This is a genomic window from Bradyrhizobium sp. 154, from assembly GCF_023073875.1.
Classification (GTDB): Bacteria; Pseudomonadota; Alphaproteobacteria; order Rhizobiales; family Xanthobacteraceae; genus Bradyrhizobium.
Map to the genome: position 1 here is coordinate 18,055 of NZ_JADPKG010000122.1, position 20,120 is coordinate 38,174.

The 20,120-nt window shown below is 64.0% G+C and carries 19 protein-coding genes and 1 riboswitch; of the genes, 10 read left to right on the forward strand and 9 right to left on the reverse strand.

Annotation, left to right across the window (positions count from 1 at the left end; genetic code table 11):
* Positions 1-20 precede the first annotated feature (20 nt).
* Positions 21-485, reverse strand: a complete 465-nt coding sequence (locus IVA92_RS33345) for a PaaI family thioesterase (protein ID WP_247280662.1) — start codon at positions 483-485, stop codon at positions 21-23.
* Between the two features lie 371 nt (positions 486-856).
* On the opposite strand from IVA92_RS33345, the gene IVA92_RS33350 reads away from it, so the two are divergent.
* A complete protein-coding gene (locus IVA92_RS33350; protein WP_247280763.1) occupies positions 857-1,150 on the forward strand; it encodes a hypothetical protein in 294 nt (97 codons plus the stop codon).
* 106 nt (positions 1,151-1,256) lie between these two features.
* On the forward strand, positions 1,257-1,511 hold the full coding sequence (locus IVA92_RS33355) for a hypothetical protein (RefSeq protein ID WP_247280663.1): 255 nt from the start codon (positions 1,257-1,259) through the stop codon (positions 1,509-1,511).
* On the opposite strand, the gene IVA92_RS33360 is transcribed toward IVA92_RS33355, so the two are convergent.
* The gene (locus IVA92_RS33360; protein ID WP_247280664.1) at positions 1,508-1,753 is read right to left on the reverse strand and encodes a hypothetical protein; all 246 of its coding nucleotides are present in this window, start codon (positions 1,751-1,753) and stop codon (positions 1,508-1,510) included. The genes IVA92_RS33355 and IVA92_RS33360 overlap by 4 nt on opposite strands.
* A gap of 149 nt (positions 1,754-1,902) precedes the next feature.
* The gene (locus IVA92_RS33365) at positions 1,903-2,091 is read right to left on the reverse strand and encodes a hypothetical protein (RefSeq protein WP_247280665.1); all 189 of its coding nucleotides are present in this window, start codon (positions 2,089-2,091) and stop codon (positions 1,903-1,905) included.
* Between the two features lie 205 nt (positions 2,092-2,296).
* Between IVA92_RS33365 and IVA92_RS33370 the strand changes: the two genes are divergently transcribed.
* Positions 2,297-2,554 (forward strand): DUF2798 domain-containing protein, encoded by a 258-nt coding sequence (locus IVA92_RS33370; protein ID WP_247280666.1) that lies wholly within the window; start codon positions 2,297-2,299, stop codon positions 2,552-2,554.
* Positions 2,555-3,327: 773 nt separating this feature from the next.
* Here IVA92_RS33370 and IVA92_RS33375 read toward each other — a convergent pair.
* The gene (locus IVA92_RS33375) at positions 3,328-3,495 is read right to left on the reverse strand and encodes a hypothetical protein (RefSeq protein ID WP_247280667.1); all 168 of its coding nucleotides are present in this window, start codon (positions 3,493-3,495) and stop codon (positions 3,328-3,330) included.
* Positions 3,496-3,891: 396 nt separating this feature from the next.
* On the opposite strand from IVA92_RS33375, the gene recA reads away from it, so the two are divergent.
* The 4 genes from recA (at position 3,892) to IVA92_RS33395 (ending at position 7,944) form a co-directional block, all read left to right on the forward strand.
* Complete coding sequence (recA, locus tag IVA92_RS33380; RefSeq protein WP_247280668.1) at positions 3,892-4,980, forward strand: recombinase RecA; 1,089 nt, start codon at positions 3,892-3,894, stop codon at positions 4,978-4,980.
* A gap of 432 nt (positions 4,981-5,412) precedes the next feature.
* Entirely contained in the window at positions 5,413-5,913 is a 501-nt protein-coding gene (locus IVA92_RS33385) for a hypothetical protein (RefSeq protein WP_247280669.1), read from the forward strand.
* Positions 5,914-6,146: 233 nt separating this feature from the next.
* A complete protein-coding gene (locus tag IVA92_RS33390) occupies positions 6,147-6,899 on the forward strand; it encodes a hypothetical protein (RefSeq protein WP_247280670.1) in 753 nt (250 codons plus the stop codon).
* 79 nt (positions 6,900-6,978) lie between these two features.
* Positions 6,979-7,944, forward strand: a complete 966-nt coding sequence (locus IVA92_RS33395; protein ID WP_247280764.1) for a hypothetical protein — start codon at positions 6,979-6,981, stop codon at positions 7,942-7,944.
* A gap of 4 nt (positions 7,945-7,948) precedes the next feature.
* On the opposite strand, the gene gcvP is transcribed toward IVA92_RS33395, so the two are convergent.
* The 3 genes from gcvP to gcvT all read right to left on the reverse strand — a co-directional run bounded on the left by gcvP (position 7,949) and on the right by gcvT (position 12,521).
* Positions 7,949-10,816, reverse strand: a complete 2,868-nt coding sequence (gcvP, locus tag IVA92_RS33400) for an aminomethyl-transferring glycine dehydrogenase (RefSeq protein ID WP_247280765.1) — start codon at positions 10,814-10,816, stop codon at positions 7,949-7,951.
* Between the two features lie 174 nt (positions 10,817-10,990).
* Positions 10,991-11,359 carry a glycine cleavage system protein GcvH gene (gcvH, locus tag IVA92_RS33405; RefSeq protein WP_247280671.1) on the reverse strand — a complete coding sequence of 123 codons (369 nt, stop codon included), beginning with the start codon at positions 11,357-11,359 and terminating at the stop codon, positions 10,991-10,993.
* Positions 11,360-11,369: 10 nt separating this feature from the next.
* On the reverse strand, positions 11,370-12,521 hold the full coding sequence (gene gcvT / locus IVA92_RS33410) for a glycine cleavage system aminomethyltransferase GcvT (protein WP_247280672.1): 1,152 nt from the start codon (positions 12,519-12,521) through the stop codon (positions 11,370-11,372).
* Between the two features lie 147 nt (positions 12,522-12,668).
* Positions 12,669-12,759, reverse strand: a riboswitch (glycine riboswitch).
* Positions 12,760-12,995: 236 nt separating this feature from the next.
* On the opposite strand from gcvT, the gene alaS reads away from it, so the two are divergent.
* A complete protein-coding gene (alaS, locus tag IVA92_RS33415; RefSeq protein ID WP_247280673.1) occupies positions 12,996-15,674 on the forward strand; it encodes an alanine--tRNA ligase in 2,679 nt (892 codons plus the stop codon).
* A gap of 197 nt (positions 15,675-15,871) precedes the next feature.
* Here alaS and IVA92_RS33420 read toward each other — a convergent pair whose 3' ends face one another.
* Entirely contained in the window at positions 15,872-17,086 is a 1,215-nt protein-coding gene (locus IVA92_RS33420; protein WP_247280674.1) for an NADP-dependent isocitrate dehydrogenase, read from the reverse strand.
* 336 nt (positions 17,087-17,422) lie between these two features.
* On the opposite strand from IVA92_RS33420, the gene IVA92_RS33425 reads away from it, so the two are divergent.
* Both IVA92_RS33425 and cynS read left to right on the forward strand, forming a co-directional pair.
* Positions 17,423-18,631, forward strand: coding sequence for a TrmJ/YjtD family RNA methyltransferase (locus tag IVA92_RS33425; protein WP_247280675.1), 1,209 nt, complete (start codon positions 17,423-17,425; stop codon positions 18,629-18,631).
* Between the two features lie 264 nt (positions 18,632-18,895).
* A complete protein-coding gene (gene cynS / locus IVA92_RS33430) occupies positions 18,896-19,384 on the forward strand; it encodes a cyanase (RefSeq protein ID WP_247280676.1) in 489 nt (162 codons plus the stop codon).
* 133 nt (positions 19,385-19,517) lie between these two features.
* Here cynS and IVA92_RS33435 read toward each other — a convergent pair whose 3' ends face one another.
* Positions 19,518-19,841 carry a DUF1476 domain-containing protein gene (locus tag IVA92_RS33435; protein WP_247280677.1) on the reverse strand — a complete coding sequence of 108 codons (324 nt, stop codon included), beginning with the start codon at positions 19,839-19,841 and terminating at the stop codon, positions 19,518-19,520.
* Between the last annotated feature and the right edge of the window lie 279 nt (positions 19,842-20,120).

Here is a 20,120-nt window from a genome sequence, read left to right on the forward strand (position 1 = left end):
ATCGTTCACATCGCGCGCGCTCACCCTGGCAGCATCGCGAACGCGCTCGACACCATCGCAACCGGCTTGTTGTCGAAGGCCGAGAGCAGCGTGACGCGGCCGAAGCTCATGGTGCGGCCGAGCCGCACCACGCGCGCGTCCGCCAGCACGTCCGACGAGGAGGCTGCGCGCATGAAATGCGTGGTTTGGTCGACCGTGGTCATCGGACGATAGCCGCGGTTGGCGGCGAGGATCGCGATCACCATCGCGGTGTCGGCGAGCGCCATCAGCGCCTGGCCGCAGACCACGCCGCCGTTCCGGCACAGCCGTTCCGAGAACGGCATGCGCAGGAGCGCGCCCGGCTGCCAGTCCGGCGCATTCGCTGGCTGTGCGTGCTCGATGCGCTCGACCGAGAGGTCGAGATCCTGGACCCAGGGTGCAAAGACCTCGCCGAGGATGCGTTTCGCATCGGTGATGCCGAACTCGGCGTCTGGCTGCGTTTGCATTGCTGTCGTTCCCTCCATTGTTGCCGGATGTTTCGTCTCATTCTGCGCGCATCGGCGCGGCAAAGTCACCGGGTCTGCTGCCGGCCGCGTCGGCTTGAAAATGCCCGACTTTGCCCGATATGATGGCCTTGCTTGGGTACGGGTGGATGATGTTGCGTCGATGTGTCCTGGTCTTTTGTCTGGCCGCGCTCGGCCTTGCGCTGAACGGCTGCACCAGATGCGGCCCGATCTGGGACGACTGGCTGCATGCGCCGAAATCGTGCAGATCGGACCGGATCTAGCGGCTATGCGGCCCTGAGCTTGCGGTCGGCCGCCACAAGGACGACAAGGCGCGGGCGATCCGCGCTTCGTGGATGATCAAGGAGTGAATGATGAAGCTTTTCCGTTTGGCCGCGGTGCTGGCCGTGCTGGCGGGACCGGCCTATGCGCAAATGCCCAACCTCAATTTGCTGCAGGACGGTCCGAGCAAGAGCCCCGAGGAGAAGGCCGCAGAAGCCGAACGTGAAAAGGCCTACAAGGAGACACTGAAGAAGATTCCGGACTCCAAGGCCTCCAACGATCCCTGGGGCGGCATGCGCTCCGATCCGCCGAAGCAGTCGGCGGCGCCGAAGGCCTCGGCCGCGACCAGTGCGCCGAAGAAGAAATCCGGCACGGCTGCCAATTGACCTTCCGCCGGTCGGAGGCGGTAGACGCCTCCGGCCGGGGACTCCTCTTTGCCCCACAGGCCTCCTACATCTCGCAAGAGCGTATTTGCGTAGAGGAGGGCGGCACATGGCCGATCGTCCGCGGGATCTCGCCGAACGGATGGCGCGCCGGCGCAAGATGGGCGGCAAGCCGGACCATGCAACCGGCGACGGCTATCTGCGCGAGACCTTCACGCTGCCGCGCGCAGCGGCACGGGCGAGGGCGGAGGCCTTCTTCGCCCGCTACCCCAAGGCGGGCTATATGAGCGCAGTCGAGAGCTGGCGCGAATTGCCCGGCGGCGACATCGAATTCACCATGCGGCGGCTGCCCAGCGCGGATTAGGGTCTCACCTTTTCGAGCGTTTCTGCGACGATGCGGATCCGGAATACGGGCTCCTTGGCCTCGTCCAGCAGCTCCATGTGCCATTCGGAATTTTCCTGGAGCTTGCGGGCGATCCCGGCGGCCATGTCGGCGCAGACGCTGGTCATCTCCTTCCAGGCCGAATCGCGATCGGCAAATTCGCTCGCCTGGTCCGCGCATCCTGAATAGCGGCCGTTCCGGATTCGAAAGAAGTAGAGCGGCATGGCTGGCACCGATCACGCGTGACGGCCCAACCCCCAAGGCCACGGGCGCGCAGTGCAATCCCAAACCCCGATCAGATCAATTCCGGGCGGCTACGGGATACGCCCGTCGCGAGCGCCGCACCAGCCGCTGATCTCACCGGCGGTCTTGCTCAGGCCGTCTTGCGCTCGATCGCCTTGAGCTCGCGGTCGATGCGCAGCTGCACCCGGCGAATCGCCAACAGGTCGATCTTCGTCTCGGTTCGGCCGGTCTTGATCTGCTCACCGATGCGGAATCGCCAGTGCCAGATTCCGGGAATTGCCGTCTTGGCGACGGTGAATTCGACACCCCTGTGATTCATGGTCACCTCCCACGATTCACTTTCCATGCCTGCAGCATGTTGGGCGCCATCATATTCCGGGGACAAGCAAATCTGCCGGTAAACCCATCGTGGCCTCGCGCGCGGGAAGGGAACTCTGTTCATGGTCGGAGAACCACGGAGTCCACCGCGCCGGCGGCATGTGCCTTGCTTGGCCTCATGACGGCACGCAAACCATGGGCGCCTCATGCTCGGCATTCCCCGCCGCTACTCCCATTTTGTCTTCGGTATCATCCAGTCCGGATTAACCTCGCTGATCGCGGCCGGCATCGCCAGCCTTCCCGCGGGGAGCGCGATGGTCTTCCTCGGGCACTGGGTGGTGTCGTGGCTGATCGCATGGGCCGCGATGCTGCCGATCGTGCTGCTGGCTGCGCCCGCGATCCGCGCCGTCTCGCTGCGGCTGACGAGCGAGGAGAAGGACCTGCGAACCGGCCGGCAGGCATGAAAAAACCCCGCCTGGGGAGAGCCAAGCGGGGGAGAAAGTTGTTGGAGGCTGAGGTGCTGGGCTGCAACACCATAGCCAAGCGACCCTAGCCGGTTCGGCTTACGACAGCCTGACAGGGCCAAATCGAGGCCGGTCGGCAATCGCCTTCGCCCATGGGCCGCAAACAGAAGACCCCGCTCGAGGGAGCGGGGTCGTCGGCCGGGTATGGAGGCCCAGTGTTGGTCCACCGAGCACGACGAGAATAGGCGATCAGGCTGACACGCGCCTGACGGGTGTCAGTGAAAGTCGCGGTCGCGAGGCCGCAGACTGGCCCCGCGCCTGTCCCAATTTCGACATCCGGCCGCACAACTGGCGACACACGGGTCGGCAAGATTCCACACCGTCCGGCGCGCCATGGGGGAACGTGGCACGGCGGCAACGGGGTGGCATCATGGATAACGTAGAGCGGTCATTCGCCGCCGCGACGGCGGCTGGCTTCGTCGTGCTGGTGATCAGCCTCGTGCTGCTGGCGGTGCTGTAAGGCAGCGCAAGCGCAGGTGCGGGGAGGGACCGGGGTCCGTATCGTCGCGGTTTGCCGATGATGAACCGGCGCTTTGTCCTTCAAAAATGGAAAAACAACCCCATGCACAGTAGGCCGTGGGATGATTTCGTCATTCCATCAATGACTTACATGAGGTATTTGGATACCTTAATCGAGCGAGAAGCGCATCCCGACGCGCGATGTTGGTCCCTTCGGGTTCACGGTAGCCGTGCGCAGCGGGCCCTGGCGAGCGCTAGTGGAGCTTGATCTCGTCCAGGGGCAGCCGCAGCTCGGCGGCGCGCTCGTCGCGGTCCTTCTTGCGGAACGCGTTCTCCTTGCGCTGGAACTTGATCATCTCCTCCTGCGCGGCCTTTAGGAGTGGATTGCGCCTGATGGCGTCGCGGTGTGTGTCTTCAGTCATGGGCAGAGGCTCCGGAGGTGCAGTCTCGTCCCGAAGAAGACCACAGAGACCGCGAAAAGGTTCGGTGCCTCAGGATTAAGGATTTGTGACGGCCAGAGATCCTGGAAGGGCAGATTAGGACAGGAATACGAACGGTAGTTGCCCGGAATCCACTTGGCATTGTGATACCGGTACGGTGGCTCCCGCCGGGGCTGGCATTTCATCCCGAAACGAGATTGCAACCGGCAAAGGGGTCGCTGAAAGGCGGCCCCTTTTCGATTTAGGAGAGTGAATTAGGGACCCTCGCAAAGAACATATTGCGAACCTAGAACAAATGGGGTACATTGCTTTTATTGTCGGCCCGCCTCTCAATCGTTTGTCCCCCTAGCGAATCCTCGCCATAAGGAGCACGACCCAATGTCCGCCACTGCCCTGCGTATCGTCGAAGGATCTTCCATGGACAAGAGTAAAGCCCTGGCTGCCGCGCTCTCCCAGATCGAGCGCCAGTTCGGCAAGGGCTCGGTGATGAAGCTCGGCAAGAACGACCGGTCCATGGACATCGAGGCGGTGTCATCGGGCTCGCTCGGGCTCGATATCGCGCTCGGCATCGGCGGCCTGCCGAAGGGGCGCATCGTCGAGATCTACGGGCCGGAATCCTCGGGCAAAACCACGCTGGCGCTGCATACGGTGGCGGAAGCGCAGAAGAAGGGCGGCATCTGTGCCTTCATCGACGCCGAGCACGCGCTCGACCCGGTCTATGCCCGCAAGCTGGGCGTCAACATCGACGAGCTCCTGATCTCGCAGCCCGACACCGGCGAGCAGGCGCTGGAGATCTGCGACACTTTGGTGCGCTCCGGCGCGGTCGACGTGTTGGTGATCGATTCGGTCGCAGCGCTCGTGCCGAAGGCCGAGCTCGAGGGCGAAATGGGCGATGCGCTGCCGGGTTTGCAGGCCCGCCTGATGAGCCAAGCGCTGCGCAAGCTCACGGCCTCTATCAACAAGTCCAATACCATGGTGATCTTCATCAACCAGATCCGCATGAAGATCGGTGTGATGTACGGTTCGCCCGAGACCACGACCGGGGGCAACGCGCTGAAGTTCTACGCCTCCGTCCGGCTCGACATCCGCCGCATCGGCGCTATCAAGGAGCGCGACGAAGTCGTCGGCAATACCACCCGCGTCAAGGTGGTGAAGAACAAGCTGGCGCCGCCGTTCAAGCAGGTCGAGTTCGACATCATGTACGGCGAGGGCGTCTCCAAGATGGGCGAGATCCTCGATCTCGGCGTCAAGGCCGGCATCGTCGAAAAGTCCGGCGCCTGGTTCTCCTATGACAGCCAGCGCCTCGGCCAGGGCCGCGAGAACGCCAAGGCGTTCCTGAAGGCCAATCCCGACATCACCGCCAAGATCGAGACCTCGATCCGCCAGAACTCCGGCCTGATCGCCGAGCAGATTCTCGCCGGCACCCCCGAGCGCGACGCCGACGGCGAGGAGCCGACGGAGGAGTAAGACTTACCGCGAAGAATTTTGGCGAGGAGCGGGCGCTGAGGACGTTGAGTTGCCGACGTCGTCAGCGCCCGTTTCGTTTTGTGTTGTCGTGATCGGGTAGTGTGATGAAGCGTCTGATCCTGACCAGTTCGTCGGGCTTTGCTCTCGCCAGATCGAGCTGGCCGAATTCGTCATAATGTTCTCGTTTCGCTTGAGTGGGGACCCGTGCCTCCACCTGAAATGCGTGCGGCCTATTTTGCGGCACGTTCGGAGACTCTTGGGCCGGGTGATCAGATCTCATTCCTGGCCGGCGCAAAAACTCAAAATGCGCCTTGTGGCGGACGATCTGATCGGGATGAGAGGCGATAACCTGGGAAAGTCTGCGTCGCATATTCCCGCCTTTAATGTCTCTGCCAGGGAATTCGGGACTGCCGAGGCGGCGTGGCGGGCCTATTGCGAACCGACACCGGAAAGCTGCGTCAATCTCCTCCGCAGCGACCTCAGTGCATTACCGATGCTGAGGCCGGCTTTGCTCAATTTGCTGCCAGAATTGCCGTCACCTCGACAGGGCTTGGTGCGACGGAGATGCGATTTCTGGAGCTTCTTTCCAGAGGGTTTGGGAACACGACTTCGTTGTTTCATCTGCGCTCGCATCGGCGCACGTTCGTGTTCGGAGAGACCGAGCTGGGTTGGTTGCTCGAGGGGCTGGCGCTCGGCCCCAATCCCGCAGTGGCCGGTTTGGGCGAGGAACTGCGCACAATCGACCTTAAGAATTTGAGGGCTCGGCATGAAGTCTATCTGCGCAGCCGCCTTTCGCTGACCGAATTCGGTAAAGCTGTCCTGGCACATCAGGATGATTTCAGCCGCCACAATCCGATCGATCGCTGGTGGGGCGGCACGCATCTGACCAACGACCGGCTGTGGCGGTACGGCCCTGGTTTGACGAGGCCCTGAGGCATGACGCGGCTCATTGTGACAACCGACTCGTCCACTGCCGGCGGGATACAACGCGCCGGTGTCGCCGATCTTGTCATTGCGATCGAGCATCGGCTGGTCTGGGGACCGCTGCGTCGGATGCCGAACTCGAGGCGTTCTTTGCGCCACGCACAACGCAGCCGCATGGCCTCCATTGGCTGGACGACACACCATCCTGGCGTCTTGAAGAATCGGGGATGACGGGGCGTGGATTGATCGAGCTGATGGCCGAATGCGAATCGGTCGAATTATGGCCAGGACCTGAGCCGAATGCGCAGTTGATTTTGCTGTGGCTGCTTGACCGTTGCGGCGGTGAGAGAGCGGCAGTCTCCAAGCTCGCGATACGTCACCTCGACATTGCCCTGGGGGGTGTCGACCCGGAGCGGTTTGCGAAGCTAAACCCGCCGGCTGCTAGGCCCACGGCAGATCACCTCGCACTGGCTGGGCGTGCGTGGCAGGCCTATCGCGCCCTGACGCCGCAGGCCTGGTTCGATCTGCTCAAGGCCGATTTGAGCTTGCTGCCGCAGTTCGAGCCTTGCGCGGTTGACCTGCTCGAAGAGCTTCCGAACGTCACAACCGGTCTTGGAGCGACGGAAACACGAATTCTGGAATTGGTCGCGCCCGGCGGCGTGCAGCCCTTTGACCTCTTTCCAGGCCATCAGAAGCCCAACGAGCGTCGCGTCTTCGGCTACTGGGAAGTGGGCGCGCTGCTCGACGGACTGGCGCGATGTCCGGTGCCGGCTGTGTCCGGGCTGGACGAGGGGCCATTCTCGCTTGACATGCATGACGATGCTCTCCGTCACGCACGATTCAAGCAATCCCGCTTGTCGCTGACAGATCTGGGAAAGGCGGTGCTGGCAGGCAGGAGGATTTCTGCCGCCATAATCCGGTTCACCGCTGGTGGGGTGGAACGCTTCTCACCAGCGAACGGCTCTGGCGCTGGGATCGCGAAATCCGGTTGTTGATTGCGCCTGACTAACGCGTGCGTATCGCTCAGTGTGCTCCCGTATTGCGCATCAATTTTGAGAGGCGATCTTGTCTCATATGATCCTGACGACAAACGATGGAGCAGCCGCCGTGCTTGGCCGCTCTAACCTGGCGAACATCGCCCTCGGCTTTTCCCTTCGCTTCGTCTGGGGCCAATTGCCGTCCGAAGAGGAGCTCGCGGTGGGGCTGGAGGCACGTTCCGCGAAGCATTCCAGAAGAGGCGATCATTGGCTCGACGGGGTGGGACGAGATCGGCTGATGGGCTTCGGTTCGCCGGATATTGGTTTCTTCCAGCTCTGCGAGAAATTCGACTCCATTGAAATATGGGCCGACCCACGGCCGAACGATCAGCTCGTGCTCGTCTGGTTGCTCGACCTGCTTCGTCCCTACAAGGAAATCACGACCAAGCTGAGCCTCGTGCATACGGACGACATCATTGCGAACTATGCTCCGCCGTCGGTCGCAAAATGGAAGCTGCCGGCCTTCAAGGTGGCCGAGAACCATGTGACGACCGCGAGTCGCGCCTGGCAAGCCTATCGGGCTGACACGCCGCAACCCTGTTTCGATCTGCTGATGACGGACCTGATGATCCTGCCCAGACTTCGATCGGCACTGATAGCAATGCTTGAAGAGCTTCCGGACAGCGTCACGGGACTCGCTGCCAGCGAAACGGATTTGCTGGATTTTGTGAACGATGGGCACACCGACCCGAGGCTCGTCTGCGACGCGAGGTTGCTTCGCGATGTGCTCGAAGAACACGAAGCGCGCGATGTCTTGATCGAACTGGCGGAACATTCGACGCCCCCGGTCTTGTTGGGCGATCCGGCGTTCGACAATGAGGATCGTTACTTCGGCAGGAGCGAATGGAAGGTCACGCTGACTGAACTCGGGCGCTCACTTGTAGCCCGCGAAGACGATTTGTGGCGCCATAACCCAATCAAACGTTGGTGGGGCGGTACCGAGCTGACCAACGAACGGCTCTGGCGTTGGGACGCCGAGACCCGTTCGTTGATCGCGCCGTAAGCCGCTACTCCGCGGCTTGCGCGTAATCGCTCACCGGCGGGCAGGAGCATACGAGGTTACGGTCGCCATAGACGTTGTCGACGCGCCCCACCGGACTCCAGTATTTGTCGCTGCGCGAGGTGCCCGCGGGGAAGCAGCCCTCGCTGCGGGTGTAGGCGCGATTCCATGCATCATCGGCGATGTCGTGCACGGTGTGCGGGGCGTGGCGCAGCGGCGAGGCCTCGATCTTGAAGCGGCCGGCTTCGACCTCGGCGATCTCCTTCCGGATCGCGATCATGGCGTCGCAGAAGCGGTCCAGCTCCGCCTTCGATTCCGATTCGGTCGGCTCGATCATCAGTGTGCCCGGCACCGGGAAGCTCATGGTCGGCGCGTGGAAGCCGTAATCGATCAGGCGTTTTGCGATGTCGTCGACGGTGACCCCTGAGGTCGTCTTCAGCGGCCGGGGATCGACGATGCACTCATGCGCGACACGGCCCTTGGCGTTCTTGTAGAGCACCGGGAAGTGCGGATCGAGCCTTGCTGCGATGTAATTGGCGTTGAGGATCGCGATTTCGGTCGCACGCTTCAACCCTTCGCCGCCCATCATCAAGATATAGATGTAGGAGATCGTGAGGATCGAGGCCGAGCCGAACGGCGCGGCCGACACCGGGCCGACGGGTGCATCCGCCTTGGTCGCGGGATGACCGGGGAGGAACGGGGCGAGATGAGCTCTTACGCCGATCGGGCCCATGCCGGGGCCGCCGCCGCCATGCGGGATGCAGAAGGTCTTGTGCAGGTTGAGGTGGCTGACATCGGCGCCGTAATCGCCGGGCCGGGACAGCCCGACCTGCGCGTTGAGGTTGGCGCCGTCAAGATACACCTGGCCGCCATGGCCATGGACGATGTCGCAAATCTCGCGGATGTGCTCTTCGAACACGCCATGCGTCGAGGGATAGGTGATCATCACAGCGGCGAGGTCATTCGAATGTTTCTCGGCCTTGGCGCGGAGATCACCAACGTCGACGTCGCCGTTCTTGTCGCAGGCGACCACCACCACGTCCATGCCGACCATCGCGGCCGAGGCCGGGTTGGTGCCATGGGCGGAGGAGGGGATCAGGCAGATCTTGCGGTGGCTCTGTCCGCGCGCGGCATGATAGCCGCGGATCGCGAGCAGCCCGGCATATTCGCCTTGCGCGCCGGAATTCGGCTGCAGTGAGATCGCATCATAGCCGGTGATGTCGCACAGCCACTTTTCAAGCCGCGCGAACAGCGCGTGATAGCCGGCGGCCTGCTCGCGCGGGGCGAACGGGTGCAGCGTCGCAAACTCCGGCCAGGTCAGCGGCATCATCTCGGTGGTCGCGTTCAGCTTCATGGTGCAGGATCCCAGCGGAATCATCGCGCGGTCGAGCGCGAGGTCGCGATCACTGAGCTTGCGCATGTAGCGCAGCATCTCGGTCTCCGAGCGATGCGCATGGAACACCGGATGAGTGAGGAAAGCGGTCGTGCGCTTCAAGTCGTCCGGCAGCGCCTCGCGCGTCTCGGCGTCGATCTCGGCATAGGCAAGTGTGCCGCCGAAGGCGCGCCAAACCGCTTCCACCGTTGCAGGCGTCGTGGTCTCGTCGAGCGCAATGCGAAGCGCGGTTTCACTGATGCCGAGATTGATTGTCTCGGCGGTCGCGCGCGCAATGATCTCGGCACGCTTGGCGCCAGCATCGACGCTGAGCGTGTCGAAGAAGGTCTCCGATTGGAGCGCAAAGCCGAGCTTGCGCAGGCCGGTGGCGAGCACGGTCGCGCGGCGATGCACATTTTGCGCGATCTGCGTCAGGCCCTCGGGGCCGTGATAGACCGCGTACATCGAGGCGATCACGGCGAGGAGCACCTGCGCGGTGCAGATGTTGGAGGTCGCCTTCTCGCGGCGGATGTGCTGCTCGCGGGTCTGGAGGGCGAGGCGATAGGCCGGCATCCCGCGCGAATCCACGGAGAGGCCGACGATGCGGCCGGGCAGCGAGCGCTTCAGCGCGTCGCGCACCGCCATATAGGCCGCATGCGGTCCGCCATAGCCCATCGGCACGCCAAAGCGCTGCGCCGAGCCGATCGCGATGTCGGCCCCTAGCTCGCCGGGCGAGGCGAGCAGCGTCAGTGCCAGCAGATCGGCGGCGACGATCGCGAGCGCGCCCTTGGCGCGCAGTGTCGCGATCGCGGGACGCAGGTCCCGCACCGCGCCCGACGAGCCCGGATATTGCAGCAGCGCACCTAGCACGTCACTCTTAGCGAGATCGGTGAGGGGATCGCCGACGATCAGGCTCCAGCCGAGCGGCTCGGCGCGGGTGCGCATCACCGCGAGCGTCTGCGGATGCACGTCCTTGTCGACGAAGAAGGCTTTTGCCTTCACCTGTGAGTGCCGCTCGGCGAGCGCCATGGCTTCGGCCGCCGCGGTCGCCTCGTCGAGCAGCGAGGCGTTGGCAACGTCGAGCCCGGTGAGGTCGCAGATCATGGTCTGGAAATTGAGCAGCGCCTCGAGCCGGCCCTGGCTGATCTCGGGCTGGTAGGGCGTATACGCCGTGTACCAGGCCGGATTCTCCAGGATGTTGCGCTGGATCACCGCGGGCAGGATCGTGCCGGAATAGCCCTGACCGATCAGCGAGGTGAAGACCTGGTTCTGCCGCGCGAGCTCGCCCATATGCGCGATCGCCTCGGTTTCGCTCAAGGCTTTGCCGAGATCGAGCGGGGCGGCCTGCCGGATCGAGGCCGGCAGCGTCTCCCCCATCAGCGCATCGACGCTCTTGGCGCTGACGGCCTCGAGCATTGCGGTGACGTCGCGCGTCGAGGGGCCAATGTGGCGGCGAACGAAGCTGGCGGCGGTGTCGCCGTTGGATTTGCGCTGCGCGGTCATCATAGGGTCCTCGCTAGGAGTTGCTGTCATCGTCCGCCTTGTGCGCACTTGCGCACAGGGGCGGACGATCCAATACGCCGTGGCCCCTCGGCTCTAGCCGAAGCGGCTGCGTCGACTGGATGCCCCGCCTTCGCGAGGCATGACAGTGAGTGTGGGGCGGCTACTTGCTTCATCTCACGCCGTATGCGCTTTGTACGCAGCCTCATCCATGAGGCCGCCGAGCTCGTTTCTGTCGGCAATCTTGATCTTGAAGAACCAGGCCGCGCCCTGCGCATCCGTGTTCACCAGCGCGGGCTCGGCCGCGAGTGCGGGATTGGTCTCGAGCACCTCGCCCGTAACGGGCGCGTAGACGTCAGAGGCGGCCTTGACGGATTCCACGACCGCGGCGGCTTCTGCCTTCTTCAGCACGCGGCCGATCTTGGGCAGCTCGACGAACACGACGTCGCCGAGCTGCTGCTGCGCGTAATCAGTGATCCCGACGGTGGCGATGTCGCCCTCGATGGCGAGCCATTCGTGGTCGGAGGTGTACAGCGTCGTGGTCATGGTCGAATCCTCAGCGTTTGTAGGTGTTTTTCACGAAGGGCATGGCGGCGACCTCGACGGCTAGGCGCTGGCCGCGCACCTCGGCGAACAGCTTGGTGCCGAGCGCGCTCTGGCTCGTGGGCACATAGCCCATCGCCACCGGCGCATTCAGGCTCGGGCCGAAGCCGCCCGATGTAACCTTGCCGATCGGCTCGCCCGCCGTCGCATCCGCAAACAGCAGCGCGCCCTCCCGCACCGGCGCGCGTCCCTCAGTGCGCAGGCCGACGCGGCGGCGGGATGCACCCTGGTCGAAATGGGCGAGAATCTTCTCGGCGCCGGGGAAGCCGCCGGCGCGCGTCCCACCGCTGCGGCGGCTCTTCTGCACCGACCATTCCAGCGCGGCTTCGACCGGCGTGGTCGTGGTGTCGATGTCGTGGCCGTAGAGACAGAGCCCGGCCTCCAGCCGCAGGCTGTCGCGGGCCCCGAGCCCGATCGGCAGCACGTCCGGGTTTTCGAGCAGCGTCTTGGCGAGGCGCTCGGCATCGCCAGCGGGCACGGAAATCTCGAACCCGTCCTCGCCGGTATAGCCCGAGCGCGAGACGAAACAGGGGAGGCCGGCGACCTCGCGCGGGCCGGCATCCATGAATTTCATGGACGGCGCCTCTGCACACCATTTCGCCAGCGTCGTTTCCGCCTTCGGGCCCTGGAGCGCGATCAGCGCGCGGCCGTCCAGCGGATCGATGACGCAGTCCTCGGAGAGATGCACGCGCAGATGCGCCTCGTCGGCGTCCTTGCAGGCGGCATTGACGACCAGGAACAGGTGATCGCCGAAATTGGCGACCATCAAATCGTCAAGGATGCCGCCATCCGCATTGGTGAACTGGGCGTAGCGCTGCCGTCCCGGTGCAATCGCAATGATATCCTGCGGCACCAGCCGCTCCAGCGCACGGGCGGCGTCCTCGACCTTGCCGGATTTCGGCCGTAGCGCGATCTGCCCCATGTGGGAGACGTCGAACAGGCCGGCGGAGGCGCGGGTGTGGAGATGCTCCTTCAGCACGCCCGCAGGGTACTGCACGGGCATGTCATAGCCCGCGAACGGCACCATCTTGCCGCTCTGGGACACATGCAGGGCGTGGAGCGGGGTACGTCGGAGGAGGGAATCGTGGTCGTCGGGTGCAGGCATTACAGGGGCCCTCGGCGGTTCCCCGGGGACGATTCCCCGGCAGCAACCCATCGAAGCCCCATCTGTCGCTGTGCCTGAGAGTATTATCCCGTCGGCGGACGCTGTCCGGGTCTTAACCCCCGTCGGCGCCTCTTTCCAGATGTTGTCAAAGCCACGCGGTCCTTTTGCCTGAGAGTTTCCGGGGCGGTTGCTCCTTCGGCGCCGGCTGCCTAAAGCCGGTCTCTCCCGACGTGGCCGTACGATACAGATAGGTAAAGACCACAGCCTGGCCAAGCCTGTCAACGCGGCCGGCATCGGCTTTCAACCGGGATTGCGCGACTGCGGCAACCTACTGATCTGCTTGCACATCTCCTTGCACAGTTTCTGGACAGCGAAGCTGGCCTTGTCTAAAAGCGCTTTGGCCCGCAGATATCAGCCTTTAGCGTCTGTTTTGGATGGCGAGAAGCGGGCCCAAGCATACCCGATTGGATGAACATGAGCGGCGTCAACGAGATCAGGTCGACCTTTTTGAACTTCTTTGCCGAGAACGGCCACGAGATCGTGCCGTCCTCGCCACTCGTGCCGCGCAACGATCCGACCTTGATGTTCACCAATGCCGGCATGGTGCAGTTCAAGAACGTCTTCACCGGCGTCGAGAAGCGGCCCTATCAGCGCGCCACCACCTCGCAGAAATGCGTGCGCGCCGGCGGCAAGCACAACGACCTCGACAATGTCGGCTACACCGCGCGCCATCTCACCTTCTTCGAGATGCTCGGCAACTTCTCGTTCGGCGACTATTTCAAGGAGCGCGCGATCGAGCTCGCCTGGAAACTGATCACCAGCGAGTTCGGGCTGAAGAAGGACAAGCTGCTCGTCACGGTCTACCACACCGACGACGAGGCGGCGGGCCTGTGGAAGAAGATCGCCGGCTTCTCCGACGACCGCATCATCCGGATTCCGACTTCGGACAATTTCTGGGCGATGGGCGACACCGGCCCGTGCGGCCCGTGCTCGGAGATCTTCATCGACCGCGGCGAGCACATCTGGGGCGGGCCTCCGGGCTCGCCCGAGGAGGACGGCGACCGCTTCCTCGAATTCTGGAATCTCGTCTTCATGCAGTACGAGCAGGTGACGAAGGAGGAGCGCGTGGGCTTGCCGCGTCCCTCGATCGACACCGGCATGGGCCTGGAGCGCATGGCCTGCATTCTCCAGGGCGTCGAGAGCGTGTTCGAGACCGACCTGTTCCGCAATTTGATCGACGCGGCGGCGTCCGCACTCGGCAGCGGGCCGAACGAGCAGACCGTCGCCTCGTTCCGGGTCATCGCCGACCATCTGCGCTCCTCGGCCTTCCTCATCTCCGACGGCGTGCTGCCCTCGAACGAGGGCCGCGGCTATGTGCTGCGCCGGATCATGCGCCGCGCGATGCGCCATGCCCAGCTTTTGGGCGCGAAAGAACCGCTGATGCATCGCCTGGTCTGGGCGCTGGTGCGCGAGATGGGCCAGGCCCTTCCGGAACTGGTCCGCGCAGAGAAGCTGATCGAGGAGACGCTGCGGCTGGAAGAGACCCGCTTCCGCAAGACGCTGTCGCGCGGACTTGCCATCCTCGATGAGAAGAGCGCGTCCTTGAAGAAGGGCGACATGTTCGACGGCGACGTCGCCTTCACGCTCTACGATACCTACGGCTTCCCGCTGGACCTGACGCAGGACGCGCTGAAGTCGCGCGGCATCGGCGTCGACCAGGCGGCGTTCTCTGATGCGATGGAGCGTCAGAAGGCCAAGGCGCGCGAGTCCTGGAAGGGTTCTGGCGAGGCGGCTTCCGAAGCGATCTGGTTCCCGCTGCGTGAGAAGCTGGGTGCGACCGAATTCCTCGGCTACGAGACCGAGAGCGCCGAAGGCGTGGTTTCCGCGCTGGTCAAGGACGGCAAGGAGGCGGACAGCCTCAAGGCCGGCGAGACCGGCGCGATCGTGCTGAACCAGACACCATTCTATGCGGAATCCGGCGGCCAGGTCGGCGACACCGGCGTGCTGCTCGGCGAGGGCGGCATCAAGGTCCGCATCACCGACACGCAGAAGAAGCTCGGCGATCTCTTCGTCCATATCGGCACGGTCGAGAGCGGCGAAGTGAAGCTCGGCACCGCGCTCCAGCTCGAGGTGGATCATTCGCGTCGTGCGTCGATCCGCGCCCACCACTCGGCGACGCACCTCATCCACGAGGCGCTGCGCCAGGTGCTCGGCGACCACATCGCTCAGCGCGGCTCGATGGTCGCGCCCGACCGGCTGCGCTTCGACTTCGTGCATCCGAAGCCGATCACGGCGGAGGAGCTCGCCCGCGTCGAGGACATCGCCAACGACGTGGTGCTGGAGAACGACGAGGTCACCACGCGTATCATGGGCGTCGATGAAGCCCGTGAGGCGGGGGCGCGCGCCCTGTTCGGCGAGAAATATGGCGACGAGGTCCGCGTCGTCTCGATGGGCAGGACCGCACGCGAGCGCGGCGCCAACACGCTCGGCTGGTCGGTCGAGCTCTGCGGCGGCACGCATGTGAAGCGGACCGGCGACATCGGTCTGATCACGCTCACGAGCGAGAGCGCGGTCGCCTCAGGCGTGCGCCGCATCGAGGCGCTGACCGGCAATTATGCGCGCAAGCACGCCAATGACACCATGGCGCTGGCGAAGATTGCGGCGAACGAGCTGCGCACCTCCATCGACGACGTGCCGGCGCGCATCGCCGCGCTGATGGAGGAACGCAAGAAGCTCGAGCGCGAGCTCTCCGACGCGCGCAAGAAGCTCGCGATGGGCGGCGGCGCGTCATCGAGCAACGGCGCGGCGGCGGGCGTGCGCGAGGTCGGCGACGTCAAGCTGATGGCGCGCGCGGTCGAGGGCATCGAGATGAAGGATCTCAAGAGCCTTGCCGACGACGGCAAGAAGCAGATCGGCTCCGGCGTCGTCGCTATCGTCGGCGTCACCGAGGACGGCAAGGCCGGTGTCGTGGTCGGCGTGACACAGGATCTGACCGCGCGCTTCAACGCCGTGAACTTGGTGCGCATCGCGTCCGAAGCGCTCGGCGGCAAGGGCGGCGGCGGCCGGCCCGACATGGCGCAGGCCGGCGGCCCTGACGGCGCCAATGCGGCCGCGGCGCTCTCGGCGATCGAAAAGGCGATGGCAGGCGCTTAAAACCCCGTGTCCCCCGTTCGGCGAGGACGGGGTCGGCATGATGCTTCCTCGGACACAAGTGTCGTCGTTGCGAGGAGCTCGCGACAAAATTGCAGAGCTATTTTGCGCTGATGCGATGGAGCAATCCAGTGTCCGCCGTGGAGGCAGTCTGGATTGCTTCGCTTCGCTCGCAATGACGGTTGAGGCGAGACGCCAGCTTACGCTGCCAGCGCCTTCGTGAGGTTCTCGGCGACCTTGTCGAGGAAGCCGGTGGTCGAGAGCCAGCGCTGGTCGGCGCCGACCAAGAGTGCGAGATCCTTGGTCATGTAGCCGGCTTCGACGGTGTCGACGCAGACCTTCTCCAGCGTGTTCGCGAACTTGGCGAGCTCGGCATTGTTGTCGAGCTTGGCGCGATGCGACAGGCCGCGCGTCCAGGCGAAGATCGAGGCGATGGAATTGGTCGAGGTCTCCTTGCCCTTCTGGTGCTCGCGGTAGTGGCGGGTCACCGTGCCGTGGGCGGCTTCGGCTTCCACCGTCTTGCCGTCGGGGGTGAGCAGCACCGAGGTCATCAGGCCGAGCGAGCCGTAGCCCTGCGCAACCGTGTCGGACTGCACGTCGCCATCGTAATTCTTACAGGCCCAGACATAGCCGCCGGACCATTTCAGCGCCGAGGCCACCATGTCGTCGATCAGGCGGTGCTCATAGGTCAGGCCCTTGGCGTCGAATTCCTTCTTGAACTCGCGGTCGAAGATATCCTGGAAGATGTCCTTGAAGCGGCCGTCATAGACCTTCAGAATCGTGTTCTTGGTCGACAGATAGACCGGGTAGCCGCGCAGCAGGCCGTAGTTGAAGGAGGCGCGGGCGAAGTCGATGATGGAGTCATCGAGATTGTACATCTCCATGGCGACGCCGGCGCCCGGCGCCTTGAACACTTCCTTCTCGATCACGGTGCCGTCCTCGCCGACGAACTTCAGCGAGAGGGTGCCCTTGCCCGGGAACTTGATGTCGGTGGCGCGGTACTGGTCGCCATAGGCGTGGCGGCCAATGATGATCGGCTTGGTCCAGCCGGGAACGAGACGCGGCACGTTCTTGCAGATGATCGGCTCGCGGAAGATCACGCCGCCGAGGATGTTGCGGATGGTGCCGTTCGGCGACTTCCACATCTGCTTGAGATTGAACTCCTTCACCCGGGCTTCATCAGGGGTGATGGTGGCGCACTTGACGCCGACGCCGACCTTCTTGATCGCCTCGGCGGCGTCGATGGTGACCTGATCGTTGGTGTGGTCGCGGTATTCCATCCCCAGGTCGAAATAGAGCAGCTCGACGTCAAGGAACGGGTTGATCAGCTTGTCCTTGATGTACTGCCAGATGATCCGGGTCATCTCGTCGCCATCGAGTTCGACGACGGGATTGGATACCTTGATTTTTGCCATGATCGGGGAAGCCTCTTGGGAACGGCGCTTTGGGCGCGCCACGGGAATATCCGGCGCCTCTTAGCACCGCCGCGCGGCGGGCGAAAGCCAAGGGATTATGCACTTTTAGCCCATCCAGCTTGCGCAGATGGGAAGCGGCAGCCGGCTCCCCGGCCGGGCCGGGCTGACGTTCCAGGCGAGATTCAAAAGTCGAATCCAAGCCGTTATTTCCCTTGAGAATTCTGTCAGGACAGGCAAACGACAAGCGGCGATGCGGCCGGTCCGGTGGGCCGGCTTGAATCAACTCCTGAAGCGGCCTCTGCAAGGCCTTGAGAGACAGCGTGAAAGCGAAGTGAGATGTCGGGGACTGACAAGAGCAAAGCGGGGCTTTCCCTCGACGGTCCCATCGTGATCCTGGTCGAGCCGCAGCTCGGCGAAAACATCGGCATGGCCGCGCGCGCCATGGGCAATTTTGCGCTTGCCGCCTTGCGCATCGTCAATCCCCGCGACGGCTGGCCCAACATCGCCGCGCAGCGCGCCGCGGCCGGCGCCGACCACATTCTGGAAAAGGCCGAACTGTTCGAGACGGTGGAAGAGGCCGTCGCCGATCTCGATCTGTTGTTCGCCACTACGGCGCGGGCCCACGACCAGGCCAAGCCGGTGGTCGGGCCGGAGGCGGCAGCGGCCGAGATATCGGGTCACATCGCCACAGGGGGCAAGGCCGGTATCCTGTTCGGCCGGGAGCGCTGGGGCCTGACCAACGAGGAGGTCGGGCTCGCCAACCGTATCATCACCTTCCCGGTCAATCCTGGCTTTGCCTCGCTCAACCTCGCCCAGGCCGTGCTGCTGGTCGGCTATGAATGGTTCAAGCGCGCCACGTCAGGCGAGCTGCCGCACGGCATGCCCGAGCGCTCCGAACGCGCCTCGCAGCACCAGATGCAGGCCTTCTTCGACAACCTCGTGCGCGAGCTCGACAAGGTGGAATTTTTGCGCCCGGCCGAGAAGCGGGACACCATGCTGGTCAACCTGCGCAACATCTTCACCCGGATGGAGCCGACCAAGCAGGACATGCACACGCTGCACGGCGTGGTGATGGCGATCGCGGAAGGCCGCAAGGGCCCGGCCAAGGGCGGCGTGCTCGACGGCGAGCAGGCGACGCGCCTGCGCGCGCTCTTGGCCGAGCACGGGCAGGGCAGCAGCGTGCCTGACAGCGGCTCGACTGTGCGCGGGCTCGCGCGCCTGCTCCGCCGCAACCCGACCGACGCCGAGCGCCTGCTGTGGCAGGCGCTGACCCGCGACCGCCGCTTCGCCGGCCAGTTCAAGCGCCAGACCCCAGTGGGGCGGCACATTCCCGACTTCGTCTCCTTCCCGCACCGGATCGCGATCGAGCTGGTCAACGCGGGCGAAGGGGAAGCCATTGCGGCAGATCGCGCGTCGCGGCGGGCTTGGCTGGAGGCGCGGGATTATCGCGTGCTGGAGATCCGGGCGGCGGACGTGGAGCGCGATCTGGAGGCGGAGCTGGTGCGGCTGCAGGGGCTGATGTCGGAAGGATCGAGCGCTTCGTAGCAGGTAGCCTCAGACAGGGTGCCACCATCGAACAAAGACTATTGGCTGCTTCGTCGAGCAACGTCTTCGATAACGTTGCTCTTATCGCAGTCGCTGGAGAACGCGCGGAGAGGACATCATCGACGAGCGGGCGGTCAGGCGGATTCACGGACTTGCCGTCACGAGAGGCGCCGCCATGAAGCAGCTAGCCTCATTTATTGGCACGCTTCGTGCCTCCCAAAGCGGCAGGCCCGGCACAATGCCGAACCAAGAGGAGACCCTGACATGAAACGCGAAGACCTCACCGAAAAGCTGCTCGACATCAAGCGCGAGAAGGGCTGGAGCTGGAAATACATCTGCGAGAAGATCGGCGGCTATTCCGAAGTGCTGATAACGGGCGCGATCCTCGGCCAGATGAAATTGACAAAACCGCAGGCCGCCAACGCCGGCGAGCTGTTCGGCCTGTCGAAGGCGGAAGTTGCGATGCTCAACGAGGTGCCGATGCGCGGCACCGGCACGCCGATGCCGCCGACCGATCCCCTGATCTATCGCTTCTACGAAATGGTGATGGTGAACGGCCCGGCCTGGAAGGCGCTGATCGAGGAAGAGTTCGGCGACGGCATCATGTCGGCGATCGACTTCGACATGGGAATCGAGCGCGTCGCCAACCCGAAGGGCGACCGCGTCAAGATCACCATGAGCGGCAAGTTCCTGCCGTACAAATATTACGGCGCCAGCGGTAACGTGCCGGAATACGGCTTCAAGGAGGGGTGATGCAGCTCTGTCATTCCAGACGCCGCGCCAGCGGCGATCCGGAATTCCGAGATTCTCAGGTGCGCACTTGCGCACCTGAGTTCGGACCTGCGGACCGCCCCGGAACGATGGTGTGTGTGGATGCGCCTCGCGTCTACTTTCCCGCCTTCACCTCGGCGGCCGCCACTGCGAGCAATTCGCTCATCTTGGCGCGAATCGCCTGCTCGGTGACGGCAACGTTCTTGGCGGCGAAATCGGCCATGATCTTGCGCAGGACGTCGGCATCGCCGGCCTCCTCGAAATCCGCCGCGACCACCTCCTTGGCATAGGCAGTGGCGGCATCGCCGGTGATGCCGAGCTTTTCCGCCGCCCACAGGCCGAGCAGCCGGTTGCGGCGGGCCTCTGCCTTGAATTTCTGCTCCTCGTCGAGGGCGAACTTCTTCTCGAAACCTTCCTGCCGCTTGTCGAACTCGCTCATGCCTTGTTCCAAATCCCTCTGAATGGAGCGGAGCCTTCCGTTGCGGCGCCCCGACTGCATGCCTACATAGATAGCAGATATCGGCAAAACAACGGGCCGTTAAGCCGCAGTCAAGGCGGTATAAGTCGGCGTCGGATGGACCGGATCGATTGTGCTGGGACAGCCAATCGGATAGGTTGCCTGAAGGTTTGGTTCCTGTTCTGTTTCCAGAGGTTCCAGGCCGTTCACGGCAGCTCCGCTGTGGGTCGTAATCCTAGTCAACCGGAGCACACCAGATTC

What these genes read in the sequence shown, in the direction of transcription:
- IVA92_RS33345 (WP_247280662.1), bottom strand. Translation starts at nt 485, where the DNA reads ATGCAAACGCAGCCAGACGCCGAGTTCGGCATCACCGATGCGAAACGC.
- IVA92_RS33350 (WP_247280763.1), top strand. Translation starts at nt 857, where the DNA reads ATGAAGCTTTTCCGTTTGGCCGCGGTGCTGGCCGTGCTGGCGGGACCG.
- IVA92_RS33355 (WP_247280663.1), top strand. Translation starts at nt 1,257, where the DNA reads ATGGCCGATCGTCCGCGGGATCTCGCCGAACGGATGGCGCGCCGGCGC.
- IVA92_RS33360 (WP_247280664.1), bottom strand. Translation starts at nt 1,753, where the DNA reads ATGCCGCTCTACTTCTTTCGAATCCGGAACGGCCGCTATTCAGGATGC.
- IVA92_RS33365 (WP_247280665.1), bottom strand. Translation starts at nt 2,091, where the DNA reads ATGAATCACAGGGGTGTCGAATTCACCGTCGCCAAGACGGCAATTCCC.
- IVA92_RS33370 (WP_247280666.1), top strand. Translation starts at nt 2,297, where the DNA reads ATGCTCGGCATTCCCCGCCGCTACTCCCATTTTGTCTTCGGTATCATC.
- IVA92_RS33375 (WP_247280667.1), bottom strand. Translation starts at nt 3,495, where the DNA reads ATGACTGAAGACACACACCGCGACGCCATCAGGCGCAATCCACTCCTA.
- recA (WP_247280668.1), top strand. Translation starts at nt 3,892, where the DNA reads ATGTCCGCCACTGCCCTGCGTATCGTCGAAGGATCTTCCATGGACAAG.
- IVA92_RS33395 (WP_247280764.1), top strand. Translation starts at nt 6,979, where the DNA reads ATGATCCTGACGACAAACGATGGAGCAGCCGCCGTGCTTGGCCGCTCT.
- gcvP (WP_247280765.1), bottom strand. Translation starts at nt 10,816, where the DNA reads ATGACCGCGCAGCGCAAATCCAACGGCGACACCGCCGCCAGCTTCGTT.
- gcvH (WP_247280671.1), bottom strand. Translation starts at nt 11,359, where the DNA reads ATGACCACGACGCTGTACACCTCCGACCACGAATGGCTCGCCATCGAG.
- gcvT (WP_247280672.1), bottom strand. Translation starts at nt 12,521, where the DNA reads ATGCCTGCACCCGACGACCACGATTCCCTCCTCCGACGTACCCCGCTC.
- alaS (WP_247280673.1), top strand. Translation starts at nt 12,996, where the DNA reads ATGAGCGGCGTCAACGAGATCAGGTCGACCTTTTTGAACTTCTTTGCC.
- IVA92_RS33420 (WP_247280674.1), bottom strand. Translation starts at nt 17,086, where the DNA reads ATGGCAAAAATCAAGGTATCCAATCCCGTCGTCGAACTCGATGGCGAC.
- IVA92_RS33425 (WP_247280675.1), top strand. Translation starts at nt 17,423, where the DNA reads ATGTCGGGGACTGACAAGAGCAAAGCGGGGCTTTCCCTCGACGGTCCC.
- cynS (WP_247280676.1), top strand. Translation starts at nt 18,896, where the DNA reads ATGAAACGCGAAGACCTCACCGAAAAGCTGCTCGACATCAAGCGCGAG.
- IVA92_RS33435 (WP_247280677.1), bottom strand. Translation starts at nt 19,841, where the DNA reads ATGAGCGAGTTCGACAAGCGGCAGGAAGGTTTCGAGAAGAAGTTCGCC.